The organism is Streptomyces sp. NPDC052023, from assembly GCF_044548465.1.
Classification (GTDB): domain Bacteria; phylum Actinomycetota; class Actinomycetes; order Streptomycetales; family Streptomycetaceae; genus Streptomyces.
This window is the reverse complement of the sequence record NZ_JBIUBW010000005.1, coordinates 82,473-106,180: the sequence shown is the minus strand read 5'-3', so window position 1 is coordinate 106,180 and position 23,708 is coordinate 82,473. Positions and strand designations below refer to the sequence as shown.

At 73.5% G+C, this 23,708-nt stretch carries 21 protein-coding genes; 11 read left to right on the top strand and 10 right to left on the bottom strand.

Annotated elements, in window-relative coordinates:
• Nucleotides 1–22: 22 nt before the first annotated feature.
• From ACIHCM_RS13115 to ACIHCM_RS13105, 3 genes are read right to left on the bottom strand one after another with little or no spacing between them, the layout of a single operon-like run.
• Nucleotides 23–454, bottom strand: coding sequence for a hypothetical protein (locus tag ACIHCM_RS13115; RefSeq protein WP_399893700.1), 432 nt, complete (start codon nt 452–454; stop codon nt 23–25).
• Between the two features lie 40 nt (nt 455–494).
• Nucleotides 495–1,220 (bottom strand): ABC transporter permease, encoded by a 726-nt coding sequence (locus ACIHCM_RS13110; protein ID WP_399893698.1) that lies wholly within the window; start codon nt 1,218–1,220, stop codon nt 495–497.
• Nucleotides 1,221–1,222: 2 nt separating this feature from the next.
• The gene (locus tag ACIHCM_RS13105; RefSeq protein WP_399893695.1) at nt 1,223–2,143 is read right to left on the bottom strand and encodes an ABC transporter ATP-binding protein; all 921 of its coding nucleotides are present in this window, start codon (nt 2,141–2,143) and stop codon (nt 1,223–1,225) included.
• A 108-nt stretch (nt 2,144–2,251) separates the two neighbouring features.
• On the opposite strand from ACIHCM_RS13105, the gene ACIHCM_RS13100 reads away from it, so the two are divergent.
• The 3 genes from ACIHCM_RS13100 to ACIHCM_RS13090 all read left to right on the top strand — a co-directional run bounded on the left by ACIHCM_RS13100 (nt 2,252) and on the right by ACIHCM_RS13090 (nt 5,346).
• The gene (locus ACIHCM_RS13100) at nt 2,252–3,412 is read left to right on the top strand and encodes a sensor histidine kinase (protein WP_399893692.1); all 1,161 of its coding nucleotides are present in this window, start codon (nt 2,252–2,254) and stop codon (nt 3,410–3,412) included.
• Nucleotides 3,413–3,426: 14 nt separating this feature from the next.
• Nucleotides 3,427–4,089: a response regulator gene (locus tag ACIHCM_RS13095; protein WP_399893689.1), complete on the top strand. Its 663-nt coding sequence runs from the start codon at nt 3,427–3,429 to the stop codon at nt 4,087–4,089.
• 99 nt (nt 4,090–4,188) lie between these two features.
• A complete protein-coding gene (locus tag ACIHCM_RS13090; RefSeq protein ID WP_399893686.1) occupies nt 4,189–5,346 on the top strand; it encodes an ROK family transcriptional regulator in 1,158 nt (385 codons plus the stop codon).
• Between the two features lie 99 nt (nt 5,347–5,445).
• Here the strand turns inward: ACIHCM_RS13090 and ACIHCM_RS13085 are convergent, their stop codons facing one another.
• Together ACIHCM_RS13085 and ACIHCM_RS13080 are read right to left on the bottom strand one after the other, a co-directional pair.
• Nucleotides 5,446–6,207 carry a GntR family transcriptional regulator gene (locus ACIHCM_RS13085; RefSeq protein ID WP_399893682.1) on the bottom strand — a complete coding sequence of 254 codons (762 nt, stop codon included), beginning with the start codon at nt 6,205–6,207 and terminating at the stop codon, nt 5,446–5,448.
• 200 nt (nt 6,208–6,407) lie between these two features.
• Nucleotides 6,408–7,292 (bottom strand): RNA polymerase sigma-70 factor, encoded by an 885-nt coding sequence (locus ACIHCM_RS13080; protein WP_399893679.1) that lies wholly within the window; start codon nt 7,290–7,292, stop codon nt 6,408–6,410.
• A gap of 211 nt (nt 7,293–7,503) precedes the next feature.
• Between ACIHCM_RS13080 and ACIHCM_RS13075 the strand changes: the two genes are divergently transcribed.
• From ACIHCM_RS13075 to ACIHCM_RS13055, 5 genes are all read left to right on the top strand, one after another.
• On the top strand, nt 7,504–8,355 hold the full coding sequence (locus ACIHCM_RS13075; RefSeq protein ID WP_399894601.1) for an alpha/beta fold hydrolase: 852 nt from the start codon (nt 7,504–7,506) through the stop codon (nt 8,353–8,355).
• Nucleotides 8,356–8,484: 129 nt separating this feature from the next.
• Nucleotides 8,485–9,942 (top strand): PLP-dependent aminotransferase family protein, encoded by a 1,458-nt coding sequence (locus ACIHCM_RS13070; protein WP_399893676.1) that lies wholly within the window; start codon nt 8,485–8,487, stop codon nt 9,940–9,942.
• A gap of 171 nt (nt 9,943–10,113) precedes the next feature.
• Nucleotides 10,114–11,688, top strand: coding sequence for an alkaline phosphatase D family protein (locus ACIHCM_RS13065; protein ID WP_399893673.1), 1,575 nt, complete (start codon nt 10,114–10,116; stop codon nt 11,686–11,688).
• 65 nt (nt 11,689–11,753) lie between these two features.
• The gene (locus tag ACIHCM_RS13060; protein ID WP_399893670.1) at nt 11,754–11,909 is read left to right on the top strand and encodes a hypothetical protein; all 156 of its coding nucleotides are present in this window, start codon (nt 11,754–11,756) and stop codon (nt 11,907–11,909) included.
• A gap of 216 nt (nt 11,910–12,125) precedes the next feature.
• Nucleotides 12,126–13,511, top strand: coding sequence for a GNAT family N-acetyltransferase (locus tag ACIHCM_RS13055; protein ID WP_399893667.1), 1,386 nt, complete (start codon nt 12,126–12,128; stop codon nt 13,509–13,511).
• 377 nt (nt 13,512–13,888) lie between these two features.
• Here ACIHCM_RS13055 and ACIHCM_RS13050 read toward each other — a convergent pair whose 3' ends face one another.
• A complete protein-coding gene (locus tag ACIHCM_RS13050; RefSeq protein WP_399893664.1) occupies nt 13,889–15,121 on the bottom strand; it encodes a trans-sulfuration enzyme family protein in 1,233 nt (410 codons plus the stop codon).
• Between the two features lie 60 nt (nt 15,122–15,181).
• Between ACIHCM_RS13050 and ACIHCM_RS13045 the strand changes: the two genes are divergently transcribed.
• Together ACIHCM_RS13045 and ACIHCM_RS13040 are read left to right on the top strand one after the other, a co-directional pair.
• The gene (locus tag ACIHCM_RS13045; protein WP_393113721.1) at nt 15,182–15,673 is read left to right on the top strand and encodes an Lrp/AsnC family transcriptional regulator; all 492 of its coding nucleotides are present in this window, start codon (nt 15,182–15,184) and stop codon (nt 15,671–15,673) included.
• Between the two features lie 33 nt (nt 15,674–15,706).
• A complete protein-coding gene (locus tag ACIHCM_RS13040) occupies nt 15,707–17,398 on the top strand; it encodes a DUF885 domain-containing protein (protein WP_399893660.1) in 1,692 nt (563 codons plus the stop codon).
• Nucleotides 17,399–17,412: 14 nt separating this feature from the next.
• Here ACIHCM_RS13040 and ACIHCM_RS13035 read toward each other — a convergent pair whose 3' ends face one another.
• Nucleotides 17,413–18,258: an SDR family oxidoreductase gene (locus tag ACIHCM_RS13035; RefSeq protein WP_399893657.1), complete on the bottom strand. Its 846-nt coding sequence runs from the start codon at nt 18,256–18,258 to the stop codon at nt 17,413–17,415.
• Nucleotides 18,259–18,373: 115 nt separating this feature from the next.
• Nucleotides 18,374–18,850 carry a rhodanese-like domain-containing protein gene (locus tag ACIHCM_RS13030; protein WP_399893654.1) on the bottom strand — a complete coding sequence of 159 codons (477 nt, stop codon included), beginning with the start codon at nt 18,848–18,850 and terminating at the stop codon, nt 18,374–18,376.
• Between the two features lie 131 nt (nt 18,851–18,981).
• Here ACIHCM_RS13030 and ACIHCM_RS13025 point away from each other — a divergent pair, with 131 nt between their 5' ends.
• Nucleotides 18,982–19,428: an Lrp/AsnC family transcriptional regulator gene (locus ACIHCM_RS13025; protein WP_399893651.1), complete on the top strand. Its 447-nt coding sequence runs from the start codon at nt 18,982–18,984 to the stop codon at nt 19,426–19,428.
• Nucleotides 19,429–19,435: 7 nt separating this feature from the next.
• On the opposite strand, the gene ACIHCM_RS13020 is transcribed toward ACIHCM_RS13025, so the two are convergent.
• On the bottom strand, nt 19,436–22,423 hold the full coding sequence (locus tag ACIHCM_RS13020) for an AAA family ATPase (RefSeq protein ID WP_399893648.1): 2,988 nt from the start codon (nt 22,421–22,423) through the stop codon (nt 19,436–19,438).
• On the bottom strand, nt 22,420–23,583 hold the full coding sequence (locus tag ACIHCM_RS13015; protein WP_399893645.1) for an exonuclease SbcCD subunit D: 1,164 nt from the start codon (nt 23,581–23,583) through the stop codon (nt 22,420–22,422). Before ACIHCM_RS13015 ends, ACIHCM_RS13020 begins: the two co-directional genes overlap by 4 nt.
• Between the last annotated feature and the right edge of the window lie 125 nt (nt 23,584–23,708).

Here is a 23,708-nt window from a genome sequence, read left to right as displayed (position 1 = left end):
CGCACCTCGATCGGCGGACCCGTCACTCGGGTTCCACCTCCGTCACGACGGCCACCAGGCGGGCCCCTGCCGTGCCGGCCGCGTGGGCGACTCCGAGGGCGATCCACCGGCCCGTGCCGGGCGCCTCCCATATCCGCAGGTCGTCCGCCTGGGCGCTGATGCTCGCCCACGGCTCCGGTATCTCCTCGCCCCGCTCGCCGCGCACCCGGAGGGTGAGCATGCCCCACGGAGGATTCGCTCCCCATCGTGCGTCGAGCAGCTGGGCGATTCCCTCCCTGAAGGCTTCGACGTCGTCGGCTGTGCGCTCCCCCTGCACGCAGTCGGGATCCGCGGCTCCCCATTCCGCGATGAAGTAGCCCGGTCCTTCTCGGCCGACGTCCGACCAGCCGTGCTCCGCCGGAAAGGGGCGGGAGCACAGCCGGTCGATCGTGTCCAGGCACCGCGCGATGTTCATGTCCCCAGTAAACCTGGCACCACTGACATGTGGCGGCGCGTCAGGCGTCCCGCCGCCGTACGCTCCACGCACCCGCCGCCAGCGCCACCCCCGTCCACACGGCGGTCACCGCCAGCCCGGTCCACGGCCCGGGGGTGCCGTCCCAGGTCGCGTGCATGACGATCCGCCCGGCTCGGTCCGGCATGAAATCCACCGCCCCGCCTGCCGCGTCACCGATCACGAACGACACGATCAGGATGAACGGGACGAGGATGCCGAGCGCGGCGGTGCCGCTGCGCAGCAGGGCGGTGAGTCCGGCGGCGAACAGCGCCATCAGCATGAGGTAGAGCCCACCGCCGACCACGCCGCGTACCTGCTGACCGGCAGTCAGCCCGGCAGCGGCGTCGCCCATCGCGCTCCGCCCCGCGGCGAGTGACGCGGCGGTCGTGAACAGCCCGACGAGCAACGTCGGCAGGGCGATGGCCGTCAGCTTGGCCGTGAACCAGCGACCTCGCCGCGGTGCTGCGGCAAGCGAGAGACGGAGCGCGTCCCCGTGGTACTCCGCGGAGACGGCCATGGCACCGAAGGCGATGGCGGCGATCTGGCCGAGCAGGATGCCCGACAACGCGTGGGAGAGCGGGTCGAACTCCGGGTCCGGCGTGCTGGAGGTACCGGCCAGCGCGGAGAACACCGTGGACACGGCGCACAGCGCGAACAGCGTGCCGCACAGCGAGCGGAGCGTACGGATCTTCAGCCACTCGGCGTGCAGTACGGGCAGGAAGGGCATGGTCAGGCCTCCTGGGGCTGGGCGGTGAACTCGGTCTCGGCCGCGGTCAGGTCGAGGTAGGCCTGCTCCAGCGTGCCTCCGTAGGTGGCCAGTTCGAGGAGGGGCACCCGCGCCTCGGAGGCCAGGCGGCCGATGTCCTCCACGCGCGCGTGGTGCACGGTCCACGCTCCGCCGTCGGTCTCGGCCCACGCGTAGCCGTGCCGGCCGAGCACGTCCTTCAGGGCGGCCGGATCCGAGGTGCGCACCCGGACCCCGGGCCGCACGCGCGCGTCGATGAACTCCGGCAGGGGCATGTCCGCGAGCAGCCTGCCGCGTCCGAGGACGACGAGATGGTCGGCGAACGAGGCCGTCTCGTTCATCAGATGGCTGGAGACCAGCACCGTCCGTCCCTCGTCGGCGAGACGGCGCAGCAGGCCGCGGATCCAGACGATGCCTTCGGGGTCGAGGCCGTTCGACGGCTCGTCGAGCATGATCACGGCCGGGTCGCCGAGCAGGGCCCCCGCGATGCCGAGGCGCTGACGCATGCCCAGGGAGTACGTCTTCACGCGGCGGCGTGCGACCGGGGCGAGCCCCGTCTCCTCCAGCACCTCGTCCACGCGGCGCACCGGAAGGCGGTTGGCTGCCGCCAGCGTGCGCAGATGGTCGCGACCGGTGCGGGACCCGTGCGCGGCACCGGCGTCGAGCAGGGCGCCCACCTGGCGCAGGGGCTCGGGGTACGAGACGTAGGGGCGGCCACCGACCGTCGCGGCACCCGAGGTGGGCCGGTCGAGGCCGAGGACGAGCCGCATGGTCGTGGACTTCCCGGCGCCGTTGGGGCCGAGGAAGCCGGTGACGCGGCCAGGCTCGACGGTGAAGGTGAGGTGGTCGACGGCGCGGCGGGAGCCGTACTCCTTGGTGAGGTCCTGGACGTGGATGCTGGTCATGGCGCCAGCTTGGCCGGTGGGCGGGGCCGTCCTCCTCCCCCGCCCGTGGCGATCGTCTCCCCCTCCCGGGGGAGGTGCGTTGTCAGTGGTGACCGGCACGATGACGAAATGGGCCGATTGCTGCGCCCCTTGCTGTGGGGGACGACGTACACACGCTTGCTGCACCTGTGGGTGCCCATGTTCCTGGTGAGCGTGTGGCTCTTCATCGACATGTCGAGGCCGTGGGTGCCCGCGCTGCTGGTGGTTCCGGTCGGGCTGATCCCGGCGGTGCGGATGGGCGAGGGCGTGCAGGCGCAGTTGCTGCTGCTGCCGCCAGGTGAGCGGAACTCGGGGATCTCCACGGCTCATTCGTCGACCTGGCGGGACCGCTGGCGCACGGTGCTGTGGCTGGAGATCCGGCTGCTCCTCGGCGCCGCGGCCGTGTACGCGTCGGTCTGGCTGCCCGTCACCTCCGTCGACCTGGTGTCGACGGCGCTCGGCCATCCGCAGCACGACGACAATCCTCTGTTGTGGCACCTGAATCCCCCGTGGGTGTACGGCGTCCTGGCGCCGGTTCCCCTGATCGCCCTGTACGCGACCGTGCTCGGCCTCGGCCACGTGATCACGGCAGCCGCGCGCCGTCTCCTCGGTCCCTCCGCGGCCGAACAGCTCGCCGCACTGGAGGAGCGCACCGAGCAACTTCTGGAACGCACGCGTATCGCGCGCGAGTTGCACGATTCCATCGGCCACGCGCTCACCGTGGCGGTGGTGCAGGCGGGCGCGGCGCGGGCGGCGGGTGATCCGGCCTTCACCGAGCGGGCGCTGGACGCCATCGAGGAGACCGGGCGGGCCGCACTCACGGACCTGGAGCGGGTGCTGGGCGTCCTGCGGGAGGCCGAGCGCCCGGCGAGCTCCCGCCCCACGCTCGCGGACGCCGAGCGGCTGCTGGAGTCGGCACGGGCGTCGGGGGCGAAGGTCGACGCCGAGGTGACCGGCGCTGTCGATGCCGTGCCGGGACCTGTCTCGCGCGAGGGGTACCGCATCCTCCAGGAGTCGCTGACCAACGTCCTGCGGCACGCGGGAGCCGTCCCGGTGCGTGTGCGGATCGAGGTGTCGCGTGGCACCTTGGCGCTCGACGTCCGCAACCCGCTGCCGGGGGCGACGCCGGGCCCGGGGCAGGGCAGCGGCCTGCGAGGCATACGCGAGCGCGCGACCCTGCTCGGCGGCCGGGCCCGCACGGGTCCGGACGAGGGCGAGTGGCAGGTGCGTGCGGAGCTGCCGCTGCGCTGATCTACGCTGGCCGGATGCCGCTCAGCGTTCTCCTTGTCGACGACGAACCTCTCGTGAGGGCGGGTCTGCGGGCCGTGCTGGAGGCGCAGCCCGGCATCGAGGTCGTCGGCGAGGCGGCCGACGGGGCGGCGGTGATCCCGCTGGTGCGGCAGCTGCGGCCGGATGTGGTCGCCATGGACGTACGGATGCCGCTGATGGACGGCATCGAGGCCACGCGCGCGGTGCTGCGGACGGTCGACGAGCCGCCGAAGATCCTCGTGGTGACCACGTTCGAGAGCGACGAGTATGTCTACGCGGCGCTGCGCGCGGGGGCCGCCGGGTTTCTGCTGAAGCGGGCCCGGCCGGCCGAGATCGTGCACGCGGTGCGGCTGGTCGCCGAGGGCGACTCGCTGCTCTTCCCGGCGTCGGTACGGCAACTGGCCGCGGAGTACGGCGACAGCGGCGGGAATCCGGCGGCGCGGGCGGCGCTGGAGCGGGCGCGGCTGACCGAGCGGGAGGCGGAGGTGCTGCGGCTGATGACCCGCGGACTGTCCAACGCGGAGATCGCCGGGCAGCTGGCCGTCGGCACGGAGACGGTGAAGTCGCATGTCAGCGCCGTGCTGGCGAAGCTCGGGGCGCGGGATCGCACACAGGCGGTGATCACGGCGTACGAGTCGGGCTTCGTCTCGCCCGGCTGAGGACACCCGTCGGCGGATTGGAGGGCTCCGGCACTCGCCGCTGTCCGCCGGTGCCGAGTACGATCCGGCCAACACGCGCACGAGCTGGGAGGACGGACGTTGGGGCGGCTGACCGGCGGGGATCCCTCGCTGCTGCGAAGGATCAATTCCGCGGTGGTGCTGCACGCGCTGCGTGCCACGGACTGCGCGACGCTGACGGAGATCACACGGGTGACCGGCTTGTCCCGGCCGACCGTCGAGGGAGTCGTAGAGGGCCTGATCGAGGCCGGTCTCGTCGTGGAGACGGCGGCGGAGGAAGGTGCCGCCCGGCGCCAGGGGCGACCGGCGCGGCGGTTCCGGTTCCGGGCCGAGGCAGGGCACCTGCTGGGTCTGGAGATCGGGCCGCACCGGGTCGCCGCGCTGCTCGCGGACCTGGACGGACGGATCGTCGGGGCGCAGGCCAAGGACATCGACGAGACCGCGCACGCCGACGAACGGCTGGAGCGGTTGCGCACCGCCGTCGCCGAGTTGCTGCGCCGGGCCGGGGTCGCGCGGGGCTCGCTGCGGGCGGTGGGGGTGGCGACGCCGGGAATCGTCGAGGCCGACGGGACGGTACGGCTGGGCACCGCGCTGCCCGGCTGGACGGGGCTGCGGCTCGGGGAACGGCTGGGCCGCTCCTTCAAGTGCCCGGTCCTGGTGGAGAACGACGCCAACGCGGCGGCGGTCGCCGAGCACTGGAAGGGGTCGGCGACCGACTCCGACGACGTGGTGTTCGTGCTGGCGGGACTGAGCCCCGGCGCGGGCGCGCTGATCGGCGGGCGGCTGCACCGGGGATACGGCGGGGCGGCGGGTGAGATCGGCGCGCTGCATCTGCTCGGCCGGGGGGCGACGCCGGAGACGCTGCTGTCCACCACGGACGAGCCCCTGCATCCGCTGGACGAGCAGGCGGTCGCCAAGGTCTTCGCACAGGCCCGGGAGGGCGATCAGCGGGCGACGGCCGCCGTCGACCGGTTCATTCAGCGGCTCGTGCACGACGTGGCCGCGCTCGTGCTGGCCCTCGACCCGGAGCTGGTCGTCATCGGCGGCTGGGCGGCGGGCCTGGACGGCGTACTGGAACCCCTGCGGCGGGAACTGGCGCGTTACTGCCTGCGACCGCCGAAGGTCACGCTGTCGCTGCTGGGTGAGGCGGCCGTGGCGACGGGGGCGCTGCGGCTGGCCCTGGACCACGTGGAGGAGCAGTTGTTCGCGGTCGAGGGCACGGTGACGGCGCGCCGCTGAGGTCCGGCACCGGCGGACTCACGGCGCCCATCCGCCGACATGACGTCCGGCGCCCCGGAGGGCCTCCCCGGGGCACGAACGAAGAGGAGTCCTGCTGCGTCAGGAGGCCCGGCGCTCCGGGCCCTCGTGGATCTCCACACCGCCCGAGTCGCCGAAGGTCAGCCGGCAGGTGTCCGCGCGGTACGTCGCGACGGAGACCGCCGCGGTACGGCCGGCGGCGTGGAACCGGGTGGTGACGACCAGCACCGGCGCGCCCGGCAGCCGGTCGAGTTCCTTGGCGTCGTCGGCACGGGCCGAGCCCAGTTCGACCGCGCGGTCCTGGCCCTCCAGCTCCATGCGCTGAAGCTCTCGCAGCACCGCACGCGCGCGTGCCGGTCCGGCCGGGGCGTCGATGGCGGACAGGTCGGGCACCGACGAGCCGGGGATGTAGAGCAGCTCGGCGGCGACGGGCTGGCCGTGGGTGGTACGGGTGCGGCGCACGATGTGCACGGACTCGTCGCGGCTCGTCTCCAGGGCGTCGGCGACCGCGGCCGGCGGGGCCGCGACCTCGCAGTCGACGGCCTGCCAGGCGTCGCCGGTACCGCCGGGCCAGTCGTGCTGTTCGCTGCCGACGGCCACGCCCACGCGCGGCGGGGCGACGGTCGTTCCGACGCCGCGGCGGCGCTGCAGCCTGCCTTCCAGCTCGAGCTGCTCCAGGGCCTGGCGGAGCGTGGCGCGGGCGACGCCGAAGCGGGCGGCGAGGTCGCGCTCGTTGGGCAGGACCTCGCCCACCGAGAACTCGGAGTCCAGTGCCTCCGTGAGCACGGTCTTGAGATGCCAGTACTTAGGTTCCGGCACCGATTCCAGCTGCGTGGTCCCCACCCTGTCCTCCGCAATCGCCGTGGATCGGCGGCGTTTTAGCGCCCTTGTTTATTAAAGGTTGTTGTACTTATCTGCGACCATAGGACGGGCCTCACCCTTGGTCAAGACCAATCATTGATCACTAGGGCGCCGCACGGGTGATGTGGGGCCGAGCGTTCATGGGCCGTTCGTACCTCGCCACATATGTGACACAACGGCGTCTAGGCGGTGGCCAGCGACCGCAGCTTGTCGGGGTTGCGGACGACGTAGACGGTCTGGACGCGTCCGTCGAGCACGTCCAGCTGGAGCACGGCGTCGGGTTTGCCGCCGGACAGGACGAGGACCGCGGGACCGCCGTTGAGCTCCAGGAACCGGTAGGACATCTCCGGGACGCCCTTGCCGGCGGTACCGATCATGAACCGGCCCACGTGGTCGGCGTTCTCCAGCACCCGCAGCGGCGCCCTGGACTTGCCGCCGCTGTCGCCGACGAGACGGACGTCGGGCGCGAGCAGCGCCATGAGGCCGTCCAGGTCGCCGCCACCGGCCGCGGCGAGGAACCGTTCGGTGAGGTCGCGGCGCTGCGCGGGGTCGACGTCGAAGCGTGGCCGCCGTTCCTCCACGTGCCGGCGGGCCCGGCCGGCCAGTTGCCGCACGGCGGGCTCGGCGCGGTCGAGCATGGCGGCGATGTCGGCGTAGGGATAGCCGAACGCCTCCCGGAGGACGAAGACCACCCGCTCCAGCGGTGACAGCGACTCCAGTACGACGAGTACGGCGAGGGAGACGGAGTCGGCGAGGACGGCCCGTTCGGCGGTGTCGGGGGCCGTGTCGCCGAACTCGGTGAGATACGGCTCGGGCAGCCAGGGGCCGACGTATGCCTCGTTGCGGGCCTTGATACGGCGCAGCCGGTCGAGGGCGAGGCGGGTGGTGACGCGCACCAGGTACGCGCGCGGGTCCCGTACGTCCGCGCGGCCGGCGCCGGACCAGCGCAGCCAGGCGTCCTGGACCACGTCCTCGGCGTCGGCGACGCGGCCGAGCATGCGGTAGGCGACGCCCAGGAGGACCGGGCGGTGCTCTTCGAAGACCTCGGTGGCGGTGTCGGCGGTCACCGCCTCATCCCATCCGACGCGTTCGGTCGTGTCCAGGCGGTTTCGGCGCACACGCGCGCGCGTGGGTCGTTCGTTCCGCCGCCGGCAACGTCGCGCGCGGGGCCGGGCGTTCGGCCACACGGTTGACGGCGACGGGGGGCTACCCGTCGGTAGCCGTTGCTGACAAGGTGTCTGCACCATGTCCGGCACCGAGTCCTCGACGAGGAGCTGTATGTCCTCCACCGTCTCCTTCACGGTTCCCACCCCGCACGGCCCGCGCAGCATGAGCCTGGCGTACACGCGCGTGGGCACCGGGGAACCGCTGGTCCTGCTGCACGGCATCGGTCACCACCGGCAGGTGTGGGACCCGGTGATCCCCGTCCTGGCCGTCGAGCGTGACGTGATCTCCGTGGACCTGCCGGGGTGCGGCGAGTCCCCGGCGCTCCCGGACGGCCTGGCGCACGACCTGCCGACGATGACCGCGGTGCTCGCCGCGCTGTGCGAGGCGCTCGGGCTCGAACGGCCGCATGTGGCGGGCAACTCCCTGGGCGGCCTGCTCGCCCTCCAGCTCGGCCGGGACAACCTCGTGCGCTCCGTGACGGCTCTGTCGCCTGCCGGGTTCTGGTCACGGGCAGAACGGCGATACGCCTTCACCGTGCTCACGGCGATGCGCCAGATCGCCCGGCGGATGCCCCCGCCCGTCGTCCAGGCGCTCGCCCGCCCGGCGCTGGGCCGTACGCTGCTGACGAGCACCATCTACGCCCGCCCCGGCCGCCGTTCGCCGGAAGCGGTGGTCGCCGAGACGCTCGCGCTGGCCCGGGCCCAGGGGTTCTCGGAGACCCTCCGGAGCGGCCGGGAGGTGCAGTTCACCGACGACATCACCGGCATCCCGGTCACCGTGGCCTGGGGCAGCAGGGACCGGCTGCTGGTGCCCCGGCAGGGCGTCCGCGCCAAGTACATCCTGCCCGAGGCGCGGCTGGTCCGGTTGCCCGGCTGCGGTCACGTCCCGATGAACGACGACCCGGCGCTCGTCGCCCGCGTCCTGCTCGACGGCAGCCGGAGGCTTGTGAGGCAGACTCCCTGAGACCTCGTCAGGGTGGTCGTGCGGCGTCGGGGCGCCTCGCTCCGCATGGTCGAAGACCGGTCGGGGCCGGTTGACGGCCCCGCCACGGGGGCCGGGTCGAGCCGGCAGGTCCCGGCTAGTGTCCTGCCCATGAAGTCCTCGCAGACCGACGGGGCGGCACATGTGGGCCCCGCCGCATGGGAGTTGCTGCTGCCCGCCGCCTCGGCCCCCGCACGCGGACGTGGCCGCTCCCTGCAGGCCGCGCTGCGCACGGCGGTCCGCTCCGGGCGGCTCGCGCCGGGCACCCGGCTGCCCTCCAGCCGGGACCTGGCGGCCGACCTCGGCGTGTCGCGGGGCCTGGTCACCGAGGCGTACGAGCAGCTGACGGCGGAAGGCTATCTGCGCAGCGGCCGGGGCGCCGGGACCTGGGTGGGCGACGCGGTACGAGCCGCCCTCCCCCGCGCGCGTGACCTCGCGCCGCGGACGTCCGGTGCGCGCGCCGACTTCGTGCCGGGGACGCCCGACCTGTCGCTCTTCCCGCGCGCCGCCTGGGCCTCGGCCCAGCGCCACGTGCTGACGGAGCTGCCCCACCACGGACTCGGCTACCCCGACCCGCGCGGGCTCCCCCGGCTGCGCACCGCACTGGCCGAACTGCTGGGCCGCCGCCGGGGCGTGGTCGCCGACCCGGAGCGGATCGTGGTCGTCTCCGGCGTGACCCAGGCGACGACACTGCTCGCCATGGTGCTGCACGCGCGCGGGGCGCACGCGATCGGCGTCGAGGATCCCGGCAGCCCGCAGCACGACGGCATGTACGCCGCGGCCGGCGTCACCTCCGTGCCACTGCCGCTGGACGCCGAGGGGCTCGCCATGGGGCCGCTACGGTCGTCCGGGGTGCGTGCCGTGGTGACGACCCCGGCGCACCAGTACCCGACCGGGATCGCGTACTCCGCGCGCCGCCGCACCGAACTGCTGGACTGGGCACGGTCGGTGGGCGGCCTCGTGCTGGAGGACGACTACGACGGCGACTTCCGCTACGACCGGGCACCCGTGGGCGCGCTCCAGGGACTCGACCCCGAACGCGTCGCCTACCTGGGGTCGGTCAGCAAGTCCCTCGCACCGGGACTGCGGCTCGGCTGGCTGCTGGTTCCGCAGTGGCTGGCCGACGACGTCGTCGCCCGCAAGCGGACTCTCGATCTCGGCCACCCCGCCCTCGACCAGGCGCTGTTCGCCCGGTTCCTGGAGCACGGGGACTACGACAGCCAGCTGCGGCGCTGCCGGCGCGCCTACCGCGAACGGCGGGACGCCCTGGTGGCCGCGCTCGACGAGCACTTCCCCGGCGCCGAGGTGTCCGGGATCGCGGCGGGACTCCATGTCATCGCGTCGCTGCCGGAACGGTACGGGCCGCAGGAGCGGTTCGTCACGCGCGCGGGGGCGGCCGGGGTCACCGTGCGGACGCTGTCCGAGTGCACGTACGCGCGTGCGGGCCTCCCCGGGAGCGAGGAGGCCACGGTGCGGCTCGTCCTGGGGTACGCGCACGTGCCGCCGGAGCGGATCCGGGAAGGGGTGCGGCTCATGGCCGAGGCGGCAAGGATCGTACGGCCGAGATGAGTTGGTGGGCAGCGCCGTCACGTCCGCCGCACCGCGCCGCGACAGCCTTGGCGTCCCCCTTCCTGTGTCCCACGGGGCCCGTGTTCACTCACGGTTTGCGTGTGCGCTGCGGCGCCCCAGTAGTTGTGGCATCGCAACTGGCCGGACCCGTCCCGTCCTGGAGGCGCACCCATGTCCCATCTGCCCTTGCCCGGCCGACGCAGTGTCCTGCGCGGCTCTCTCGCCGCGTCGGCGGCCCTGACTCTGCCCACCGGTGCCGGCGCGGCGCCGGCCCTCGCCCTGTCGGGCCGTCCGAAGGCCGGCTGGGGCGTGCAGACGGGCGACGTGAGCGCGCACTCCGGGCTGGTGTGGGTGCGCTCCGACCGCCCCGCCAGGATGATCGTCGAGACCTCCGCCACCGAATCGTTCCGCACTCCGCGCCGCTGGTACGGCCCCCTGCTCGGCCGGGACTCCGACTACACCGGTACGACCCCGCTGCACGGCCTGCCGTCCGGCGAGCAGATCCACTACCGGGTGCTGCTGGCCGACCCGGACGACCCGCGCCGTACCGGCGAGCCGGTCACCGGGACCTTCCGTACGGCACCCGCCCGGCGCCGGGACGGCGTGCGGTTCGTCTGGTCCGGCGATCTGGCCGGACAGGGGTGGGGCATCAACCCGGAGATGGGCGGCTACCGGATCTACGACGCGATGGCCGCCCTGGACCCGGACTTCTTCCTGTGCAGCGGCGACAACGTCTACGCCGACGGGCCGCTCACCGAGACCGTGACACTGCCCGACGGACGGACCTGGCGGAACATCACCACCGAGGAGAAGGCGAAGGTCGCGGAGACGCTGGCGGAGTTCCGCGGCAACTTCCGCTACAACCTGCTCGACCAGAACCTCCGCGCGTTCAATGCCCAGGTCCCCTCGATCATCCAGTGGGACGACCACGAGGTCACCAACAACTGGTATCCGGGAGAGATCCTCGCCGACACCCGGTACACCGAGAAGAACGTCGACGTGCTCGCGGCGCGGGCCCGGCGGGCGTTCTCGGAGTACTTCCCCATCTCGACGCTGCGCCGCCCCGGCGGCCGGGTCCACCGGGTGCAGCGCTACGGCCCGCTGCTGGACGTCTTCGTCCTGGACATGCGCACCTACCGCAACGCCAATTCGACGGACGACCAGACCACGGACGCGCAGGGCATCCTCGGCCGCGAGCAGTTGCAGTGGCTCAAGCGCGAGCTGACCCGGTCCCGTGCGGTGTGGAAGGTGATCGCCTCCGACATGCCGCTCGGCCTCGTCGTGCCGGACACCGGCGACGGCAGGCCGAACATCGAGGCGGTCGCCCAGGGCGACCCGGGTGCCCCGCTCGGCCGTGAGCTGCAGATCGCGGAACTGCTGCGGTTCGTCAAACACCGGCGGATCACGGGCACGGTGTGGCTGACCGCCGACGTGCACCACACCTCGGCGCAGCACTACCACCCGTCGCGGGCGGCGTTCCCGGACTTCGAGCCGTTCTGGGAGTTCGTGTCCGGCCCGCTGAACGCCGGTGCCTTCCCGGCGAACGCGCTCGACAACACCTTCGGTCCCGAGCGGGTGTTCGTGAAGGCACCGACGGCGGCCAACGTCTCCCCCGCGGAGGGCTACCAGTTCTTCGGCGAGGTCGACATCGACGGCGACAGCGCCGAGTTGACGGTCCGGCTGCGCGAGCAGGACGGCACCGTGCTGTTCACCAAGGTGCTGCGTCCCGGGCGGGTCGGTCAGTAGTTCCCCTCCCGGACGGAGGCTCCCGTACCCTCGTGCCACGTGCCGCGCACCGGCGTCATCCCCCGGTGCGCGGCACGTCCGTGTTCGGCGCGGCGGCTCGGTCCGGGGCGCGGGGCGACCTGCCGCACCTGGCCCAGGTGGCGGCCCGGCGCGGCTCCTCGCGTCTGGCGACGCAGGCGCGTCGGCTGCGCTGTGTGCTGAGTGAGGTGGTAGCCGCGTGACGTAGGCCGGCCGGTACCGGGGGGGGCAGCCGGACACACAGGCCTCGCAGGTCGTCGACTCCGGACCCCGCTGTTGTAAAAAGAACAACAAATGGGACAGATGCATGCTTTACCGATCAGTCACAAAGCGTTCGTGATCACGCAACACGATTCCTTCACAGTGAGTGCATGAGTCGAGACATGTCTGATGTGACACGAGCGAAACATGGCCGCCCCGTGCACCACTGGCGACGGGACCTCGTGGAGCTGGCCGCCCTGTTCACCGCCGTCGCCGTGGCCGACGCCGTGGCGAACCTGATCGGCCACGGCCCCGACGGCCCGGCACTGCTGGTGATCTCCGCGATCGCCCTGCTCGCCACGGCGGCGTTCCACACCTGGTGGTCACGCCGCCACGGGCACGCACCGCCGACCAGTGATACCGGCGCCCGGCCGCCCTCTCCGGAGCGGCAGGCCGGGCCGGCCTCGGCGAACCCGGAACCCGAGTCCAGGGACGGCGCGCTGTGGCGGATGCGCACGACGGTGAAGGACGAACCTGGTTCACTGGCCGCCCTCTGCACGGAGCTGGCCGGGCACCGGGTCGACATCCTGAGCCTGCAGACGCATCCGCTCGGTGACGGCACGGTGGACGAGTTCCTGCTGCGGGCCCCCGCCGGGCTCGCGGCGGCCGAGCTGACGCGGGCGGCCTCCCGGGCAGGGGGTACGGGCACGTGGGTCGAACGTGCCGACGCGCACGATCTCGTGGACGCACCGACCCGGGTCCTGGGCCTCGCCACGCGCACGGCGCTGGACGCCGCCGAGCTGCCGCTCGCGTTGCGGCAGTTGCTCGGCAGGTGCACGATCCGTTCGCTGCCCGCGGCCCCGGTGGGCGGCGGTCGCACGACGGAGGGTGTGCCGGTGGAGGGCGTTCTGGAGGACACCGTGATGCGGCTGCGCGCACCGGAAGGTGGAGTGATCACGGTCGAGCGGCCCTATCTGCCGTTCACGCCGACCGAGTTCGCGAGGGCGCGGGCGCTGGTGGAGCTGGACGCCCGGCTGGGGCCGCGCATCCCGCGCAGCCAGGACGTGCTGACGCTGCCGCAGGGCAACGCCATCACCGTGCGCCGGGCCGACACCGGTGACCTCGAGGCCGCGAAGGCGATGCACGACCGGTGCTCGGCGCGCACCCTGTCGATGCGCTACCACGGGCCGGTCGGGGATGCCGACCGCTACCTCAACCACCTTCTCAGCCCGCGCTTCGGCCGGACGCTCGCCGTGCAGACCGCGTCGGGCCGGATCGTCGGGCTGGGCCACCTGCTGTGGGACGGGGACGAGACGGAGGTCGCGCTCCTCGTCGAGGACGACTGGCAGCGCCGTGGCATCGGCACCGAACTGCTCGGCCGCCTGGTGTCGATGGCCGTCGAGGCGGGCTGCGAGAGCGTGTACGCCGTGACGCAGTCCTCCAACACCGGCATGGTCGCCGCGATGCGCGGGCTGGGCCTGCCCCTCGACTACCAGATCGAGGAGGGCACGCTGGTGATCACGGCACGGCTGGACGCGACGCCGGTCGGTTCGGGACTGCCGTACGACGGGGAGCGGCTCGGCGGACGGAGCGGTCGGGAATGAGCTGACGGACACTGCGGGGCGGCTCACCCGAGCCGCCCCGCAGGCCGTCGCCCCAGCCGCGCCTCGGGGCAGTAAGGGCCACGCCGCCCCTGGCCGGTCCCGAGGCCTCGTCCAGCCACACGCCGGGGTACCGGCCGGTGCCGAGGCCCCGTCCGGCCGCACCCCGGGGCGGCACACCCCCGGCCGTCCAACGCGGCGCCGCCCGAGCCACACCCCCGGGACAGCACAAGACACACGCCGAGCCAGGTCCCGAAGCCTCTTCCAGCCGCCCCAGAGACGGCGCGCCCTCGACAGTCCGGCGCAGCGCCGTCGCAGCCGCACTCCGGGACAGCCCAAGGGCACACGCCGGGCCGTCTCCGAGATCTTGCCGCAGTGGTTCAGGCGTGCCAGACCCCTGCCGCCGCCCGGGCAGGCACCGGCCCCTCCCCCAGGGCGCCGTCCAGGTCGGCCCACAGGTCCTCGACGTCCTCCAGCCCCACCGACATCCTGAGCAGCCGGTCGCTGACCCCGGCGCCCCGGCGGTCGTCCGCGTCCACGATGCGGTGGCTGATGGACGCCGGGTGCTGGATGAGGGTGTCGACGCTGCCGAGGCTGACGGCGGGAGTGATCAGCCGGACGCCGGCGATGACCTCGTGCGGGTCGCCGTGCACCTCGAAGGCGATCATCGCGCCACCGATGCTCGGATAGTGGACGCGGGCCACGCGCGGGTCGGCGGCGAGGCGGCGGACGAGTTCGGCGGCGTTCCCGGACGCCGCCCGCACGCGCACGGGCAGGGTCGACAGGCCGCGCAGCAGCAGATAGCCGGCCAGCGGATGCAGCACCCCGCCCGTGGCGAAGCGCACCTGCCGCAGCCGTCCCGCGAACTCCTCGTCGCAGGCGACGACTCCGGCGAGGACGTCGCCGTGCCCGCCGAGGTACTTGGTGGCGCTGTGCAGCACCAGTCTCGCGCCCTGTTCGACGGGACGCTGCAGAACCGGTGTGGCGAAGGTGTTGTCGACGAGCAACGGCACCGAGCCGCACGCGTGCGCCGCGGCCCGCAGGTCGACTTCCGCGAGCGTCGGGTTCGCCGGGGACTCCACCAGGACGAGCCCCGTGTCGGGCCGCAGCGCGTCCGCGATGCCGGCCGGGTCGGTCCAGGTGACCTCCGAGCCGAGCAGGCCGGCCGTGAGGAGGTGGTCGCTGCAGCCGTACAGGGGCCGCACGGCGACGACGTGGCGCAGGCCAAGGGAGGCCCGGACGAGGAGGACCGCGCTCAGCGCGGCCATGCCGCTGGCGAAGGCTACGGCGGACTCGGTGCCTTCGAGGCGTGCCAGGGCGGTTTCGAACCGGGCGACGGTCGGGTTGCCCAGCCGGCCGTAGACGGGCGGACCGTCGGGTTCGGCACCGGTGGTGGCGAAGGCGTCGATGCGGGCGGCCTCGGCCCGGCTGTCGTAAGAGGGGTACGTGGTGGACAGGTCGATGGGCGGGGCGTGCAGACCCTGCCGGGCAAGATCGTCACGCCCGGCGTGGACGGCCTCGGTGGCGAACCTCCTGGTCCGGTCGCCCGCCGCCGCGCCGCGTGCCGTGTCTCCTGTGACGGTGTCCCCGCCGTCCAGCGCTCTCATCTCCATGCCCCGCAGAGTGAACACCGACCGGGTCACAAGGGGCCGGAACCGTGTTACGTTCGGCCAGTGGCCGAATCTGTCGTACTGGATCCGGTGGACCTCGATCTGCTGCGGCTGTTGCAGAACGACGCCCGGACGACCTACCGCGATCTCGCCGCCCAGGTGGGCGTCGCACCGTCGACGTGCCTGGACCGGGTGACCCGGCTCCGCCGTGCCGGTGTGATCCTCGGGCACCAGCTGCGGCTGGACCCGGCCAAGCTGGGACGCGGGCTGCAGGCCTTGCTGTCCGTGCAGGTCAGGCCGCACCGCCGGGAGCTGGTGCGGCCGTTCGTGGAGCGGATCCGGGCGTTGCCGGAGTCGCTGACCGTCTTCCACCTCACCGGTCCCGACGACTACCTCGTGCATGTCGCGGTCGCGGACATGGCGGATCTGCAACGGCTGGTGCTGGACGAGTTCACGGCCCACCGCGAAGTCGCCCGCGTCGAGACCCGGTTGATCTTCCAGCGGTGGGACTGCGGGCCCCTGCTGCCGCATTCGCCCTCGGCACAATCGGGGTGACGCACAGTGGCCCCTCGTACGAGGATGGTCCGCATGTCAGACACCAAGAGCCCGCTGCCCCGAGAGGTCGCCGACGCCTATGTCGACGAACTCATCGCCCTCGACCCGGTCACCGGTACGTATCTCGGCGTGAAGGAGAGTTCGAGCCGCCTGCCCGACCTTTCGCCCGCGGGCCAGCAGGCGCTCGCCGAGCTGGGGCGGGCCACGCTCGCGAAGCTCGACGAGGCCGAGCGCGCGCCCGGCGCGGACAGTGACATCGAGCGCCGGTGCGCACGCCTGCTGCGTGAGCGCCTCACCGCCGAGCTCGCCGTGCACGACGCGGACGAGGGTCTGCGCTCGGTCGGCAACCTGGGGACGATCGTGCACCCGGTGCGCGAGGTGTTCACGGTGACGCCGGCGGAGACGGAGGAGGACTGGGCGGCCATCGCGCAGCGGCTGCGCGCCGTACCCGCCGCGTTGGCGGGCTACCGCGAGTCCCTCGCGCTGGGGCTGGAGCGCAAGCTGTACGCGGGCCCGCGCCCGACGGCGACGCTCATCGAGCAGCTCGGCGAGTGGACGGACACCGACGGCAGCGGCCGCGGCTGGTTCGAGGACTTCGCCTCCGCCGGCCCCGAGGCGCTGCGCGCCGAACTGGACGAGGCGGCCCGCGGAGCGACCGCGGCCGTGGTGGAGCTGCGGGACTGGATGCGTGACGTGTACGCGCCGACGGTCGAGGGCGCACCGAACACGGTGGGCCGGGAGCGGTACGCCCGCTGGTCGCGCTACTTCAACGGCACCGACCTCGACCTGGACGAGGCGTACGCCTACGGCTGGTCCGAGTTCCACCGCATCCTCGGCGAGATGAGGCAGGAGGCCGAGAAGATCCTCCCGGGCGCGGAGACCCCGTGGGTGGCGCTCGCCCACCTCGACGAGCACGGCAGGCACATCGAGGGCGTCGACGAGGTCCGGCAGTGGCTCCAGGACCTGATGGACCAGGCAATCCGGGAGCTGGACGGCACGCACTTCGAACTCGCGGAGCGGGTGCGGAAGGTGGAGTCCTGCATCGCTCCGCCCGGCAGCGCCGCCGCCCCCTACTACACGCCCCCTTCGGAGGACTTCTCCCGCCCCGGCCGCACCTGGCTGCCGACGATGGGCCAGACCCGCTTCCCCGTCTACGACCTGGTGTCGACCTGGTACCACGAGGGGGTCCCCGGCCACCACCTTCAGCTCGCGCAGTGGGCGCACGTCGCCGGTGACCTCTCCCGCTACCAGGCCACCATCGGCGGCGTCAGCGCCAACGCCGAGGGCTGGGCGCTCTACGCGGAGCGGCTGATGGACGAGCTGGGCTTCCTCACCGACCCCGAGCAGCGGCTCGGCTACCTCGACGCGCAGATGATGCGGGCCGCCCGCGTGATCGTCGACATCGGCATGCACCTGGAGCTGGAGATCCCGGCGGACTCCCCCTTCCACCCGGGTGAGCGCTGGACGCCCGAGCTGGCGCAGGAGTTCTTCGGCGCGCACAGCAGCCGCCCGGCGGACTTCGTGGAGAGCGAGCTGACCCGCTACCTCACGATCCCCGGCCAGGCCATCGGCTACAAGCTGGGCGAACGCGCCTGGCTGCTGGGCCGCGAGAACGCCCGCGAGCGGCACGGCGACGCGTTCGACCTCAAGGCCTGGCACATGGCCGCTCTGTCCCAGGGCTCCCTGGGCCTGGACGACCTCGTGGACGAGCTCTCCGGTCTCTGAGGCCGCCGGTCACGTCAACGGCGCAAGCCGCCTTCCGAGTTGATCACCTGGCCGGTGACCCAGTCCGCCTCGTCCGTCGCGAGCCAGGCGATGAGGCGGGCCGGGTCGTCAGGCATGCCCCACCTCCCGGCGGGGAAGCGCGTGGCGACGGCCGCGTGGGCCTCGCCGGTCAGGTAGCCCGTGTCCACCGGTCCCGGATTGACGGTGTTGACCGTGACCGCCTGCTCGGCGAGCGTCGTCGCCAGCGAGCGGGTGACCGAGGCGAGCGCGCCCTTCTGGAGGGCGTACGCGATCTCGCCGGGCATACCGCCGGCGATGTCCTGGCCGGAGGTCATCATCACCACGCGCCCGCCCGGCGTCCGCGCCGGCAACTCCTCCCGCAGTCGCGCGTAGGCCTGGACCAGCAACACGACCGACCGTGTGTCGACCGCCCAGTGCGCGTCGAGCAGACCGGCGTCGATCGTGTCGAGCGGCCCGTCGGATCCGCTCAGGGCGTGGTTGGCGACGAGGATGTCCAGCCGTCCGCCCAGCGCCGCGGCGGCGGTGGCCATCAGCTCGGCGGGCGTGGCCGGATCGGCGAGGTCGCCGGGCCCGGCGACGACCCGCGCGTCGGGGTCGCCCAGCGCGGCGCGCACGGAAGCGACCACGTCCTCGATCCGGTCGGCGCCCCAGGGCAGGGCGGCGTCGTGCGGGACATGGTGGTGCAGATACACACTCGCGCCGTACGCGACGAGCCGCCGGGCCACGGCATGCCCGATGCCCGCGCGCCGGCTGGCCCCGGTGACCAGGGCGGTACGGCCGCGCAGCGGCAGGGGGTCGCGGCGGAGGTCTTCGGGGGTGGGACGAGGCAGGTGAGGCATGGTCGACCATGATGGGCAGCGGACAGGCCGGACGCACGCGGTTTTCGGCACCGCCGGCCCCTGGGGCCACCCTCCTGGTCGACCGGCTCCCGCCCGCCCGGCGGGTGTCCACCACTCAGCAGCCGCAGTCCCCCACCGGTGCCGTCAGCGCGTCGGCGTCCCGGCGCTCACGGCCCTGCCAGGTCTCGAACGCGAAGCCCTCCCGGACCCAGTACTCGAAGCCGCCGAGCATCTCCTTGACGTGGTAGCCGAGTTCGGCGAGGGCGAGCGCGGCGCGCGTCGCCCCGTTGCACCCGGGACCCCAGCAGTACGTCACGACGGGCACCGACTTGTCGAGGAGCCGCCCGGCCCGCCCGGGGATCAGCGCGGTGGGGAGGTGGACGGCGCCGGGGATGTGGCCCTGGTCCCACGACTCCGTCGAACGGGAGTCAACGACCACGAAACCGGGATCGCGGTCGGCCGCGAGCGCGGCGGCCACGTCCGAGACGTCCGCGTGGAAGGCGAGGCTCGCACGGAAGTGGGCGGCCGCCGCGGCGGGTGTGGCGGGGGCGACGCGCAGGACGGGGTGGCCGGCGGTCGGGACGCTGCTCATCGGCTTGGCCTTTCCGGGACGGGGCGGGGCTGGATCTGCCTGAAATGTACGTCCCGTCGATCAGCTCCCTGAAGGAGCGATCCCCGGCATATCCCTTGATCGGCCGGGGTTTCCCCTGCTATCCATCCGGGATGACCGCGTATTCCCCGGACGCCACCGACTGGCGCATCCTCGACGTCCTCCAGCGTGAGGGCCGTGCCAGTTTCGCCGAGCTGGCACGTGCCGTCTCCATGTCCGCGAGCGCGGTCACCGAACGGGTGCGGCGGCTGGAGGAGGCGGGCGTCATCCAGGGGTACGCCGCCGTCGTGGACCCCGAGCGGCTGGGACTGCCGATCCTGGCGTTCGTCCGCCTGCGCTATCCGACCGGCAATTACAAGCCGTTCCACGACCTTGTCGCCGCGACGCCCGAGATACTCGAGGCACACCATGTGACGGGCGACGACTGCTTCGTCATCAAGGTCGCCGCCCGCTCCATGCGGCACCTCGAGGAGGTGTCCGGCAAGATCGGCGCTCTGGGCTCGGTGACCACGAGCATCGTCTACTCCTCGCCCCTTCCCCGGCGTCCCCTGGGCCAGTGAGGCCGGTTCAGCCCGTGCCCCGCTGCCGCAGCACCGACCCCGACCTCCCCTTCACCACCTCCAGCTGCGCGTGGATCCGGCGCCGCAGATCGGCCACATGACTCACGATGCCGACGCTCCGGTCCCGCTCACGCAGTGAGTCGAGCACGTCCAGCACCTCGTCCAGCGTCTGGTCGTCCAGGCTGCCGAACCCCTCGTCGATGAAGAGGGTGTCCAGCCGCACCCCGCCGGCCTCGTCCGTGACGACGTCCGCGAGGCCGAGGGCCAGCGCGAGCGAGGCGAAGAACGTCTCGCCGCCCGACAGCGTCGCCGTGTCCCGCTCCCGTCCGGTCCAGGCGTCGACGACATGCAGCCCCAGCCCGCTGCGCCCGCGTCCGGACCGGTCGTCGGAGTGGACGAGCGTGTAACGCCCGGACGACATCCGCTGCAACCGTGCGGTCGCGGCGGCCGCCACCTGCTCCAGACGAGCCGCGAGGACGTACGACTCCAGTCGCATCCGGCGTGCGTTCTCCGCGGAGGTGCCGGACGCGAGCCCGGCCATCCGTGCCACCCGGTCGTACTCCTCACGCAGCGGCCCCAGCCGTCGCACCCCGGCGGCGGCGCGTGCAGAGAGCCGGTCGAGCTCGGCGCAGCGGCGGACGGCGGCGTCGCAGGCGGACGCGGCGTCGCGCACCCGCTGGTCCGCCAGCGCGGCGGCCTCCTCGGCCGCGGTGAGGTCGGCGGGCGGCCGCTGGGCGGCGGTCGCGGTGTCGCTCTCGGCGAGCACCGCGCGGACGGCGGCCTCCTCGGCCTGCCGGGCGTCGAAGCGTCGTTGCAGCTCGCGATGGGTCGCGGCGTCCAGCAGGGCCGCGGCCGCGGCCTGCGGGGTGTCGAAACCGGCGCGGAAGGCGGCGTCGGCGAGGCGGGCGTCGGCGTCCTTGAGGCGCTGGGCGCCGTCCTGCGCGAGCCGTACGGCCTCGGCGGCCTCGGTGAGCAGCGCCACCCGGCGCTCCAGCTCGGCAGCGCGCGCGGCGACGCTCCCCGACGCGCCGCGAGCCTGCGCCAGCTCTCCTTCCAGTGCGGTCCTTTCCCGCTCCAGGGCGTCACGGCGGGCCAGCCGGGACGCCGTCCTCAGCTCGGCCTCCCGGCGTGCGGCGGTCCTGCGCTCGTGCTCCTGCTCCGCCCGGCGCAGCTCCTCGCGCGCGGCATGCAGCCCGGACGCCTCCCGCCGGGCTTGGGCATGCAGCCGCTCCAGTTCCTCGGCCTCTTCCGCGAGTTGGCGGGTAGGTGTGTCGCCCGCCTCGGCGGTCGCGGCGGCCAGGGCTTCGCGGACGACGCCCAGACGACGCTCGTTCTCGGCGTGTGCCTCCTCGGCGCGCTGGTAGGCGGCGAGCGCCCGCTCCTCGGCCTCCCGGTCGACGTGCCCGGCGACCTTCCGCGCCGGGGCGGGGTGTTCGGTGGCCCCGCACACGGCGCAGGGTTCGCCGTCCTCCAGGCCCGCGGCCAGCTCGGCGGCGATACCGTTCAGACGCTGTTCCTTGACGTCGAGCCAGTGGGCGCGGGCCGTGAGGGCGCGTTCCCCGGAGGCGAGGGCCTGCTTCTGGGCCTGCTCGGTGTCCCCGGCCAGCTGGTCGCGCATCCGGGCGGCGCCGAGCCGCCTTCGGGCCGGTTCGCGGCGCACGGCGAGCTGCTCGGCGCGCGAGGCCGCCTCCTGGGCGGCCTCGACACGGTCCTGATGCCCGGCCCGGGTCGCGTCCCACCCGGCGAGCCACGTCCCTGCCTCGTGCAGCACGTCCTCGTCGGCGCGCTCCTGCCGGTCCAGGTCGGCGCGCTCCGCGCGGACGTCGGCCAGCCTGCGCTCGGCCCGGCGGGCGGCGTCGAGCCCGCCCAGTTCCTCGGCCGTCCGCCGGGCGGCGGCGGCGAGCCCGGTGGCGTCCGCGTCGGCGAAGCTGTCGGGCAGCGCGGCACGCGCGCGTGCCTCCGCCGCGGCCGCCGCACGGTGCTCGGCGTCGGCCGACTCCCGCAGCTCCAGTGCGGGCGCGACCGCCTCCGCCTTCCGGCTCCGCTCCATACGCTGCTGGTCCGCCCGGTGCGCCTCGCCCCGCTCGGCCAGTCCCCGGGCCCGCTCCCGGGCGTCGGCGAACCTCCGCTGGAGGCGGGCGACTTCGCGTACGTCGGCCAGCGCGCGGCCGGCCAGAGCCTGGGCGGACTCGGCGGCGGCGAGCCGGCATCGGGCCACCGTCAGCTGCTCCCGCGCGGTGCTCCGGGCGACGGCGGCGGCCGTCAGCACAGCCTGGGCAAGCCCCGGATCGCCGGGCGTCAGCTCGGGCAGTTCCATCGCGCCGTCCGCCGCCTGATGCATGCGGTGGGCGTCGGCGAGCAGTTCGGCGTCGCCCTCGCGCACGTCCTCCTCGGTGGCGCGCCGCCGCTCGGCGAGCCGCTTCTCGACGTCGGCGAAGCGCTGGGTGTCGAAGAGGCGGCCGAGCAGCCGGCCGCGGGCCTCGGCGTCGGCGCGCAGGAACCGCGCGAAGTCGCCCTGCGGCAGCAGGACCACCTGGCAGAACTGCTCCCGGCTCATCCCGAGCAGCTGCGTGATCTCCTCGCCGATCTCCTGGTGGGATCGGCTGAGATCCTTCCAGGAGCCGGCGTCGTGCTCCCGCAGCCAGGTCTGGGCCTTGTCCAGCGTGGTGCCCGTGCCGCGCTTCTTGGGGCGCTCCCAGGGCGGCTGCCTGGTGATCTCCAACCGGCGTTCGGCGACGGTCAGTTCGAGCGTCACGGACGTGCGCGTGCCGGGCGCGGCGTGGTCGCTGCGCAGGGCGGTGCCCTGGCCGGTCTGCCGGGCGCCCGGCACCGAGCCGTAGAGGGCGTAGCAGACGGCGTCCAGGACGGACGTCTTGCCCGCGCCCGTCGGCCCGTGCAGCAGGAAGAGGCCCGCCGCCGAGAGTGCGTCGAAGTCCACGCTCAGGGCGCCGCCGAAGGGGCCGAAGGCGGTGATGTCGAGGCGGTGCAGCCTCACCGGGCCACCTCCCGCAGGGTCCGGTCGGCACGGACGGCGTCGAACGCGTCCCGCAGCACGACCCGTTCACGGCCGTCGGGTCCCGCGCCGCGCACGTGCGCCACGAAGTCCTCGGCGATCTGCTGGTCGGTGCGGTCCGCGAGGCGGCTGGCGTAGGACACCCCGGGATCCTCCGGGGCGCGCTCGGGGGCGAAGACGAGGCTGAGGGTGTGCGGGAAGCGCTCGGTGAGGCGGGCCATGGGGTCGGCCGGCCGCACCGGGTCGGTGAGGGTCGCCTCCACCCATGCCTGCGCGTGCGGGGCGAGCGCCGGGTCGGCGAGCAGTTCCTCCAGCCGGCCGCTGATCCGGGCGAGCGGCCGCGGCACCGGGCAGTCGACGCGCTCGGCGGTGACGGCTCCTTCGGCGTCGAGGTCGACCAGCCACATGCTCTTGCGGTGCCCGGCCTCCGAGAAGGAGTACGCGAGCGGGGAACCGCTGTACCGCACGCGCTCGGTGATGGCCTGGCAGCCGTGCAGGTGCCCCAGCGCCACATAGTCCACACCGTCGAAGACACCGGAGGGCACGGCCGCCACCCCGCCGACGGTGATGTCCCGCTCGCTGTCGCTGGCCTCACCGCCGGTGACGAAGGCGTGCGCGAGGACGACCGACCGCGTGCCGCGCGCGCGTGCGGCGAGATCGGCGCGGACCCGCTCCATGGCGGCGCCGAGCACCGCCTCATGACCTGCCTTCTCCACTCCGAACTCGTCCCTCACCAGGGCGGGTTCGAGATACGGCAGCCCGTAGAACGCCACGTCGCCGTGGGCGTCCCGGAGCACCACCGGTGTGCCGGCGGCCGCGGGCTCGGTGCGCAGATGGATGCCCGCGCGCCCGATCAGCCCGGCGCCGACGCCCAGGCGGCGGGCGGAGTCGTGGTTACCGGAGATCATCACCGTCGGCACACCGAGGTCGGCGAGCCGGTGCAGGGCGTCGTCGAACAGCTCCACCGCGGCCAGCGGCGGCACCGCCCGGTCGTACACGTCTCCCGACACGACCACCGCGTCGACGTCGCGCTCGCGCACGGTCGTGACGAGGTGCCCGATGAACTCGGCCTGGGCGCCGAGCATGCTCACCCGGTGGAACGCCCGGCCGAGATGCCAGTCGGAAGTGTGCAGCAGTCTCATGATCCCCGAGACTAACGGCCGGGTCTGACACCACGGGCGGTTACTCCCGTATCGCCCCGTCATGCCGACCTACGACCGTGTCCGTTACGGGCATTTGCCCCTCGTTTACACGGAAAGCGCCCCGA

Coding starts and splice junctions, on each gene's coding strand:
- ACIHCM_RS13065 (WP_399893673.1), top strand. CDS start 10,114: ATGTCCCATCTGCCCTTGCCCGGCCGACGCAGTGTCCTGCGCGGCTCT.
- ACIHCM_RS13030 (WP_399893654.1), bottom strand. CDS start 18,850: ATGAGCAGCGTCCCGACCGCCGGCCACCCCGTCCTGCGCGTCGCCCCC.
- ACIHCM_RS13100 (WP_399893692.1), top strand. CDS start 2,252: ATGGGCCGATTGCTGCGCCCCTTGCTGTGGGGGACGACGTACACACGC.
- ACIHCM_RS13105 (WP_399893695.1), bottom strand. CDS start 2,143: ATGACCAGCATCCACGTCCAGGACCTCACCAAGGAGTACGGCTCCCGC.
- ACIHCM_RS13070 (WP_399893676.1), top strand. CDS start 8,485: ATGAAGTCCTCGCAGACCGACGGGGCGGCACATGTGGGCCCCGCCGCA.
- ACIHCM_RS13025 (WP_399893651.1), top strand. CDS start 18,982: ATGACCGCGTATTCCCCGGACGCCACCGACTGGCGCATCCTCGACGTC.
- ACIHCM_RS13095 (WP_399893689.1), top strand. CDS start 3,427: ATGCCGCTCAGCGTTCTCCTTGTCGACGACGAACCTCTCGTGAGGGCG.
- ACIHCM_RS13040 (WP_399893660.1), top strand. CDS start 15,707: ATGTCAGACACCAAGAGCCCGCTGCCCCGAGAGGTCGCCGACGCCTAT.
- ACIHCM_RS13050 (WP_399893664.1), bottom strand. CDS start 15,121: ATGGAGATGAGAGCGCTGGACGGCGGGGACACCGTCACAGGAGACACG.
- ACIHCM_RS13115 (WP_399893700.1), bottom strand. CDS start 454: ATGAACATCGCGCGGTGCCTGGACACGATCGACCGGCTGTGCTCCCGC.
- ACIHCM_RS13110 (WP_399893698.1), bottom strand. CDS start 1,220: ATGCCCTTCCTGCCCGTACTGCACGCCGAGTGGCTGAAGATCCGTACG.
- ACIHCM_RS13075 (WP_399894601.1), top strand. CDS start 7,504: ATGTCCTCCACCGTCTCCTTCACGGTTCCCACCCCGCACGGCCCGCGC.
- ACIHCM_RS13035 (WP_399893657.1), bottom strand. CDS start 18,258: ATGCCTCACCTGCCTCGTCCCACCCCCGAAGACCTCCGCCGCGACCCC.
- ACIHCM_RS13015 (WP_399893645.1), bottom strand. CDS start 23,583: ATGAGACTGCTGCACACTTCCGACTGGCATCTCGGCCGGGCGTTCCAC.